Origin of the sequence: Streptomyces sp. NPDC008001, from assembly GCF_042958085.1 — a bacterium.
Lineage (GTDB): Bacteria > Actinomycetota > Actinomycetes > Streptomycetales > Streptomycetaceae > Streptomyces.
Genome location: NZ_JBIBIZ010000019.1, coordinates 1 through 8,082 on the forward strand (window position 1 = coordinate 1; position 8,082 = coordinate 8,082).

At 70.7% G+C, this 8,082-nt stretch carries 7 protein-coding genes; 3 read left to right on the top strand and 4 right to left on the bottom strand.

Annotated features, from left to right (window positions below; translation table 11 throughout):
• Positions 1-362 precede the first annotated feature (362 nt).
• Positions 363-1,358 carry a tryptophan--tRNA ligase gene (gene trpS / locus ACFZCD_RS32795; protein ID WP_391836709.1) on the top strand — a complete coding sequence of 332 codons (996 nt, stop codon included), beginning with the start codon at positions 363-365 and terminating at the stop codon, positions 1,356-1,358.
• Here the strand turns inward: trpS and ACFZCD_RS32800 are convergent.
• Positions 1,328-2,374 carry a GlxA family transcriptional regulator gene (locus ACFZCD_RS32800; RefSeq protein WP_391836710.1) on the bottom strand — a complete coding sequence of 349 codons (1,047 nt, stop codon included), beginning with the start codon at positions 2,372-2,374 and terminating at the stop codon, positions 1,328-1,330. The two genes, trpS and ACFZCD_RS32800, sit on opposite strands and share 31 nt — an antisense overlap.
• 105 nt (positions 2,375-2,479) lie before the next feature.
• Between ACFZCD_RS32800 and ACFZCD_RS32805 the strand changes: the two genes are divergently transcribed.
• On the top strand, positions 2,480-3,079 hold the full coding sequence (locus tag ACFZCD_RS32805) for a cysteine hydrolase family protein (protein ID WP_391836711.1): 600 nt from the start codon (positions 2,480-2,482) through the stop codon (positions 3,077-3,079).
• 101 nt (positions 3,080-3,180) lie between these two features.
• Here the strand turns inward: ACFZCD_RS32805 and proC are convergent, their stop codons facing one another.
• Positions 3,181-3,990 (bottom strand): pyrroline-5-carboxylate reductase, encoded by an 810-nt coding sequence (proC, locus tag ACFZCD_RS32810; RefSeq protein ID WP_391836712.1) that lies wholly within the window; start codon positions 3,988-3,990, stop codon positions 3,181-3,183.
• Between the two features lie 390 nt (positions 3,991-4,380).
• Here proC and ACFZCD_RS32815 point away from each other — a divergent pair, with 390 nt between their 5' ends.
• Positions 4,381-5,976 (top strand): SulP family inorganic anion transporter, encoded by a 1,596-nt coding sequence (locus ACFZCD_RS32815; protein WP_391836713.1) that lies wholly within the window; start codon positions 4,381-4,383, stop codon positions 5,974-5,976.
• Here the strand turns inward: ACFZCD_RS32815 and ACFZCD_RS32820 are convergent.
• Both ACFZCD_RS32820 and ACFZCD_RS32825 read right to left on the bottom strand, forming a co-directional pair.
• Positions 5,906-7,042 carry an NAD(P)/FAD-dependent oxidoreductase gene (locus ACFZCD_RS32820; RefSeq protein ID WP_391836714.1) on the bottom strand — a complete coding sequence of 379 codons (1,137 nt, stop codon included), beginning with the start codon at positions 7,040-7,042 and terminating at the stop codon, positions 5,906-5,908. The genes ACFZCD_RS32815 and ACFZCD_RS32820 overlap by 71 nt on opposite strands.
• A 36-nt stretch (positions 7,043-7,078) precedes the next feature.
• Entirely contained in the window at positions 7,079-7,954 is an 876-nt protein-coding gene (locus tag ACFZCD_RS32825; protein ID WP_391836715.1) for a sigma-70 family RNA polymerase sigma factor, read from the bottom strand.
• Positions 7,955-8,082: the final 128 nt, after the last annotated feature.

Consider the following 8,082-nt stretch of genomic DNA (forward strand, 5'->3'; position numbering starts at 1 on the left):
ATCGGAGTCCGAGGCCTTCACGTTCCGAATTCCGGCATGCCGAAATTCATCCCGTTCAGGGGCCGTGCAGTGGTGAGTGCCGCCGGTGCGGCTCGTGTGGCTGCCCCGCTGTCCTTGCGGACCCCGCGGCAACTCGAAGGACTCTACACGACCCCCGTAGGGCGCATCAAACCGGTGGCGCAAGCACTTTTCCCGGGCGTACTGTCGGCCGCATGACCCGGCACGCACGAACGCAGCAGTGGTGGGCCGCCTGACGGCGGCCCGACTCCGTGCTTCGCGCATGCATCCAACGGCCGCCGCCTCGGCGGCCGTTTTTGCTGTCCGGGGCGGCGTCCCTCTCCAGACAGGGAGCGCACCACTCCATGACCCGGATCTTCAGCGGCATCAAGCCCACCGGCCATCTGACGCTCGGCAACTACCTCGGCGCCATTCGCCAGTGGGTGGAAGTGGACCAGCACAGAGCCGACGCGCTCTTCTGCGTCGTTGATCTGCACGCCTTGACCGTGGAGCACGATCCGGCGCGGGTGCGGCGCCTCAGCCGGCAGACCGCCACCTTGTTCCTGGCGGCCGGACTGGACCCGGCCCTGTGCACCCTCTTCGTACAGAGTCACGTCGACGAGCACACCCGGCTCTCCTATCTACTGGAGTGCACGGCGTCCGACGGCGAGATGCGGCGGATGATCCAGTACAAGGAGAAGTCGGCGCAGCAGCAGGCGGCGGGTGGCGGCGTACGGCTCTCGCTGCTGACGTATCCGGTGCTGATGGCGGCCGACATCCTCGCGTACGGGGCGGACGAGGTCCCTGTGGGAGAGGACCAGGCCCAGCACGTCGAACTCACGCGGGATCTCGCGGTGCGGTTCAACCAGCGGTACGGGCACACGTTCACCGTTCCCAAAGCCGTGCTCCCGGCGGTGGCCGCGCGGGTCATGGATCTGCAGGACCCGAAGGCGAAGATGGGGAAGTCCCACGGGGAGACGGCGGGCATCGTCTATCTGCTGGACGAGCCGGAAGCCGTGCGCCGGAAAATCATGCGGGCGGTGACCGACAGCGGCAGTGAGGTCGTCCACGACCGTGAGAACCGGCCGGGTGTCTCGAATCTGCTGGAGATCCTTGCGGCCTGTACCGGTGGAGCGCCGGCGGAACTCGCGGCGGGCTATTCCTCGTACGGCGCGCTCAAGCGGGACACCGCGGATGCGGTGCTGGAGGTGCTGCGGCCGTTGCAGGAGCGGCATGCGGCGCTGTGCGAGGACCCGGGATATGTGGACGCGGTGCTGCGGGAGGGCGCCGAGCGGGCTCGGGGTATCGCCCGGCCGACCGTGGACGCGGCCTACCGGGCCATCGGTCTGCTGCCCGCATAAGTTCTCGCCAGGTCCTCACCCATATCCGTACCCGCGCCCGCGCCCGAGGAGCGAAATGCGCGCCGGTAGTCGCGCGGGCTGGTGGCGAGGCGGGCCGCGAAGTGCTGCCGCATGGTGACCTCGCTGCCGAATCCGCAGCGGCGGGCCACTTCCGGCATCGGCAGCCCCGTCCGTTCGAGGAGTTTCTGTGCGGCGGCGATGCGCTGGTCGAGCAGCCACTGCACGGGCGTCGTGCCCGTCGTCGCCGTGAAGTGGCGGGCGAAGGAGCGTGCCGACATGCCGGCCCAGCTCGCCATGTCGGCGACGGTGAGCGGTTGGGAGAGGTGGCGCAGGGCCCGTTCCCGTACGGCTGCCAGAGCGTCGGCCTCGCGGTCGGAGCAGGGCGTGGGTTGTTCGACGAACTGGGCCTGGGTGCCCGTACGGAAGGGGGCGGTGACCATGGAGCGGGCGATGGTCGCCGCCGCTTCCGCGCCGTGGGCCGTACGGACGAGGTGGAGGCAGAGGTCGATGCCGGCGGCGACGCCTGCCGCGGTCCATACGCCGCCGTCCTCGATGAACAGGGCGTCGGGGATGACCTGGACGGCGGGGTGGGTGCGGGCCAGGAGTCCGGTGAGGTTCCAGTGGGTGACCGCGCGGCGGCCGTCGAGCAGGCCGGCCTGGGCGAGGACGAAGGCGCCGCCGCAGAGGGCGGCGACCGGAACGCCCGCGCGGTGGGCGCTGCGCAGGGCGGCGAGGACGGGTTCCGGGACGGGGGCCTCGTGGTCCTCCACTCCGGGGACGACCACGAGGTCGCTCGTGCCGAGCTCGCCCAGGGCTTCGAGGTCCTGGTCGGGCGCGAGGGTGAGGCCACCGGGCATGGCCACGGGTCCCCGGTCGGGTCCGTGGCGGCGCAGCGCGAAGCGGGGAGCGCCGCGGGCCGTGCGGTCGACGCCCCAGACCTCGGTGATGACGGCGACGTCGAAGGCGCGGATGCCGGGGAAGGCCACGAGGGCGATGCGCTGCGCTGGCTGCTGCATGGGCATCATCCTGCCGTCCGTGACAGCAATGCGTGGCAGCAATTCATCGAACAAGGTCTCTCCTGCCACTGGGCCGGCCTCGTGGCGGCGACCAGGATCGTCAGTATGAACAGCGCACAGAACACCCGTATCAGCGACAACGCAGCCCTCGTCGTCATCGACGTGCAGAACGCGTGGAACGAGCGGGACCACTTCCCGCCCCGCAACAATCCGGCCGCCGAGGGCAACATGGCGGAACTGATCGACACCTGGCAGGCGGCCGGCCGGCCGGTGGTGTTCGTACGGCACGACTCGCCGAAGCCGGATTCGCCGCTCCGGCCGGGTCAGCGGGGGAACGACTTCCAGGACTTCGTCGAGGAGCGGCGCGGCAAGGGCGCCGGCCCGGAGCTGCTGATCACCAAGACGGTGAACTCGGCCTTCCTCGGCACGCCGGACCTGGGGCGCTGGCTGGACGAGGCCGGGATCCGGCAGCTGGTCGTCATCGGCATCATGACGAACTGGTGCGTGGAGACCACTGCCCGGATGGGCGGCAATCTCGGGTACGACGTGATCGTGCCGGTCGACGCGACGTACACGTTCGATGCGGTCGGGCCGGAGGGGCAGTCGCTCACGGCGGACGAGCTGTACCGGGCCACGGCGACGAATCTGCACGCCGCCGGTTTCGCGAGGATCGTGACGACGGCCGCTTTGGTGGAGCGAGGCTGATCGCTACGACGGCCGGTTCGGTGGAGCGAGGCTGATCGCTACGACGGCCGGTTCGGTGGAGCTTTCGGTGGAGCTTCGGTGGAGCGAGGCTGACGGAGTGATCAGCCCTCGCCGGAGGCCAGCTCCCGGCTGCGGTCGCGAGCGGCCTCCAGGGCGGCGATCAGCGCATGCCGTACGCCGTGCTTCTCCAGCTCGCGGATGGCGTTGATGGTGGTCCCGGCGGGTGAAGTGACCGCCTCGCGGAGCTTCACCGGGTGTTCGCCGCTGTCGCGGAGCATGACGGCCGCGCCGATGGCGGCCTGGACGATCAGGTCGTGGGCCTTGTCCCGGGGGAGGCCGAGGAGGATGCCGGCGTCGGTCATCGCCTCGACGAGGAAATAGAAGTACGCCGGACCCGAGCCGGAGAGCGCCGTGGCCGCGTCCTGCTGGGACTCGGGCACCCGGAGCGTCTTGCCGACGGGCTTGAAGATCGCTTCCGTGCGGAGGAGATGGTCCTCCGTGGCATGGGTGCCGGCGGAGATCACCGACATGCCCTCGTCCACCAGGACGGGGGTGTTCGGCATGACGCGCACGACGGGGTTGCCGCCCGGCAGCCGCTCCTCGAAGAAGGACGTGGGCACACCGGCCGCCGCACTGATGACCAGCCGGTCGGCGGGCAGGTGGGGGGCGAGTTCGCCGAGGAGCGCCGCCATGTCCTGCGGCTTCACGGCCAGGATGAGGGTGTCGGCGGTCTTGGCCGCCTCCGCGTTCGTCACCGTCTCGACGCCGTACCGCGCGCGGAGCGCCTCGGCGCGCTCGGGGCGGCGGGCGGTGACCAGGAGGTCGTCGGTCGACCAGCCGGCGCGGATCATTCCGCTCAGGAGCGCCTCGCCGATCTTTCCGGTGCCGAGAACGGCGACTTTCTGGGTCACGGATTACCCCTCTTCGCTGGGCCGGACTTCACCGGGAGCGGGCACGCACGGCCGGCCTGGTCGTCTTCGGGAGCGTGCCCGGTCATCTTTGCACCCCGCGTGCGCGTCGTGCGCCGGGCGCAGTTCACCGGCAAGCCCACGGGGGTCCGCGCCGGAGCAATGGCAACGCCGGATTCCGGCCCGCCACCCCAGCGTTTACATCGTGGTAACGCGCCAAAGCTCCACGGGCATTGGCCACTTGGACAGAATGACCGCGGGTGTCCACGGCACGCTCCGTCACCCTCTCCCGTCCGGCCGGTCCTCACCCCGACGTCTCCGCTGCCCGTACCCACGCATCCGACAGGCAACGAACACACCACTGCGCGACGCTGCGCGCTGGAGGCAAGCCTCATGGACAAAATACCCCTCAGCCATGCCCGGAAAGTGCTCGCCCGGGCCAAGCTCCGGTCAAAGCCGCGGAGCGGCGCCCTGCGCCGTGACTTCCGCGCCGACGTCACCGCCTCCCTCGTCGTCTTCCTGATCGCCGTACCGCTCTCCGTCGGCATCGCCGTCGCCTCCGGCGTCCCCGTCGAGCTGGGCCTGGTCACCGGCGTGGTCGGCGGCCTCCTCACCGGGCTGCTGCCGGGCAGCAGCCTGCAGGTCAGCGGCCCGGCCGCCGGCCTGACCGTCCTCGTCTACGAGGCCGTGCGCGAGTTCGGGCTCCCGGCCCTCGGCGTACTGGTCCTCACCGCGGGCCTGCTGCAGATCGTCATGGGGCTGCTGCGCCTGGGCCGCTGGTTCCGCGCGATCTCCGTCGCCGTGGTCCAGGGGATGCTGGCCGGCATAGGCCTGGTCCTCATGGCAGGCCAGATCTACGCGATGGCCGACATGCGCCCGCCCGCGGGCGGCCCGGCGAAGCTCGCTGGCATCCCCGACCTGATCATCGAGACGCTGATCGAGACGAACTCCCTGATCGCAGCAGCCGTCGGCACCGGCACGATCGCCGTCCTGGTGCTGTGGCCGCGCTGGCGGCTCGGCGCCCGGTTCGTTCCGGCGCCCCTGGCGGCGGTCGTGCTGGCGACGGGCGTGGTCGCCGGCATGTCCCTGCCGGTGGACCGGATCGAGGTGAACGGGCTCCTCGACGCGATCCAGCCGCCGGGCAGCGCGGACTTCGCACGGCTCGGCGAGATGAGCGTCCTGGGCACGGTCCTGGCCTTCGCCCTGATCGCCTCGGCCGAGACGCTGTTCAGCGCCGCCGCCGTCGACCGGCTGCACGAAGGCCCGCGCACGGACTACAACAAGGAGCTCATCGCCCAGGGCGCCGGCAACACGGTGTGCGGGGCGCTGGGCGCCCTGCCGATGACGGCCGTCATCGTCCGCAGCGCGGCGAACGTGCAGGCCGGGGCGAGGACGAAGGCATCGCGCGTCCTGCACGGCGCCTGGCTGCTGATCTTCGTCACACTGGTCCCCTGGGCCCTGGAGATCATCCCGGTGGCGGCACTCGCGGGGGTGCTGATGCACGCGGGATGGAAGCTCCTGCCCGTACGGGATCTCGGACGGCTGTGGCGCGAGCACCGCGGTGAGGCCGTGGTGCTCGTCGTGACCACAGGGGCCATCGTGGGGACGAACCTCTTCGAGGGCGTCGTCATCGGCCTGCTGATGGCCGTCGCCAAGGCCGCGTGGGAGTCCTCGCACGTCCACGTGGAGACACAGACGACGCAGGACGGCACCGTACGCGTCCGGGTCCTGGGCAACGCCAACTTCCTGCGACTGCCCAGGATCCTCGACGAACTGGAGGCCGCCCTACCGCGCCCGGGCCCCGGCGACGGCCCGCGCGTGGAGCTCGACCTGAGCGGTCTGCGGCACATGGACCACGCCTGCCGGTCGGCGCTCACCGCATGGGCGGAACGCAACGCCGGATCCCGCGGCCCGGTCGCTACCGGGCGCGCGCCAGGCTCGCCACCGCACGCAGGCTCCGGACCGTGGAGCGGACAACCTGCTCCTTGACGAAGACCGCCGGCCGCCCGGTCAGGGCGAAGCCACGCGGTGAGTCGTCGCCGTGCACCGGCTGGACGAGGGCGTCCTTCCGGCCGAGGCTGATGCACTGCACCACGTAGCGGAAACCGAGCGGCCGCCCGGGCCGGCACTCGACGTCGGCCAGGACGGAGGCTGCGGCGTGCGCGCCCGTGGGCATCGCGGTCGCGCACGCCATACGGAGGGAGGTGGCTGCCGCGTCACCCGCCACGTAGACGGCCGGGTCCGTGGCCGACCGGAGCGTACGGTCGACCACGATCCGGCCCGCGGCGTCGAGTTCGAGGCCCGCTGCTGCTGCGAGCTCGGTACGGGGGCGCATCGCCGCTGCCCAGACGGTGACGTCCGCGTCAATCTCATCCACCGACGTGACGCGCTTCCCTTCCCTCACCTGCACGCCCATCGCGCCGAGCGTCCTACGGACATGGGCCCGCCCCTTGCCGGACAGGCCTGCGCCGAGCGTGCCCGCGGTGAGGAGGCGGACCTCCCACGCGGGGTGCGATTCGGCGATCTCGGCGGCGAGTTCGATTCCGGTCAGGCCACCGCCGACGACGGCGAGGCGCCCCGGTCCGTCGAGCAGCCGTTTGCCCAACTCGGCCGCCGATTCGGCGGTGTAGACGCGCTCGCGGGCGTCCTTCACTGTGCTGGTGTTGGTGTCGGTGCCGGGGGTGCTCGTGCTTGTGCCGGCGACGGTGTTGGTGATCGCGCTGGTGTCGGTGACACTGCCGAGCGCGTAGACGAGCCGGTCGTAGGAAACCGTCCGGCCGTCGTCCGTACGCAGCTGCCTGGCCTCCCGGTCCAGGTCGACGGCGCGGGAGGCGAGGTGCCGGATTCCGGTGCCCCGAAGGAGTGAGGAGAAGGGGTGCGTCACGACCACCTCAGGGCGTCCGGCGGTGAGTTGGTGCAGCCGGACCCTCTCGGTGAAGTGGTCGCTGGGGTCGATGAGGGTGACGGTGAGATGGGGATTCCGCGCCAGCCGCAGAGCAGCGGTGAGACCGGCATAGCCGGCGCCGAGGACGACGATGTCAGGTCGGTGCGTCATACCCACCCGACGACGCAGGCCGCCGAAGTGTGACAGTCACAGCTCCATCGGATCGAGGTGGCGGAGCTTGTCCGGGTTGGCGACGGCGTAGACCTCCGTGATCCGCCCCTCGTGCACGGTGAACGCGAGGACCGTCACCCGTCCGTGGGCCGGGTCGACGGAGACGATGCCGGGTGCGCCGTTGACGTCTCGGACCACCACACGCATCGACAGCGGGTCGAAGTGGCGGCTGACGCCCCGGGCGAAGCGGGCGACGTTCTCTCTGCCGCAGACGGGGCGGCGGGCGGCCGAGACCTTGCCGCCACCGTCGGATCGCCAGACGACCTCGGGGTCCAGGACGGACAAGAGGCTCTCGAAGTCGCCGTTCATCGCGGCAGCGAGAAAGGCGTCGACGGTACGGCGGTGCTCGCTGCGGTCGACGGAACAGCGTGGGGTTTCGGCGCGTACGCGCTTCCGCGCGCGCGACGCCAGCTGCCGTACGGAGGTCGGTGTGCGGCCGACGACTTCGGCGATCTCGGTGAACGGCACGGAAAAACAGTCGTGAAGGATGAACGCCGTCCGCTCGGCCGGCGTGAGTTTCTCGAGCACGGCCAGCAATGCCATCCCGACGGATTCGTCCAGGGTGACCCGGTCCTCGGGGCCGGGGACATCACCGACCACCGGTTCCGGCAGCCATGGGCCGACGTATGTTTCGCGGCGGGAACGGGCGGAACCGAGTTGATCGAAGCAGATGCGGCTGACGACGGTCGTCAGATAAGCGGCGGGGTTGGCGGCTTCGCCGTCGGGGAGGAACTGCCAGCGCAGCCACGCTTCCTGCAGCGCGTCATCGGCATCGGCGACCGAGCCAGTGAGGCGATAGGCAACGGCCCAGAGCCGGGGCCGGTGGTTCTCGAAATCAGCCAGGGGTGCCACGGGACCGCCGGCTCCTCTCGTGAGCGCTCGGGTAAACGCGAAAAAGCCCTGGCAGGAACTCAAGGTTCCCACCAGGGCTTTCTCTAAAAATTGTTCGGCGGCGTCCTACTCTCCCACACGGTCCCCCA

Coding starts and splice junctions, on each gene's coding strand:
- trpS (WP_391836709.1), top strand. CDS start 363: ATGACCCGGATCTTCAGCGGCATCAAGCCCACCGGCCATCTGACGCTC.
- ACFZCD_RS32800 (WP_391836710.1), bottom strand. CDS start 2,374: ATGCAGCAGCCAGCGCAGCGCATCGCCCTCGTGGCCTTCCCCGGCATC.
- ACFZCD_RS32805 (WP_391836711.1), top strand. CDS start 2,480: ATGAACAGCGCACAGAACACCCGTATCAGCGACAACGCAGCCCTCGTC.
- ACFZCD_RS32815 (WP_391836713.1), top strand. CDS start 4,381: ATGGACAAAATACCCCTCAGCCATGCCCGGAAAGTGCTCGCCCGGGCC.
- ACFZCD_RS32820 (WP_391836714.1), bottom strand. CDS start 7,042: ATGACGCACCGACCTGACATCGTCGTCCTCGGCGCCGGCTATGCCGGT.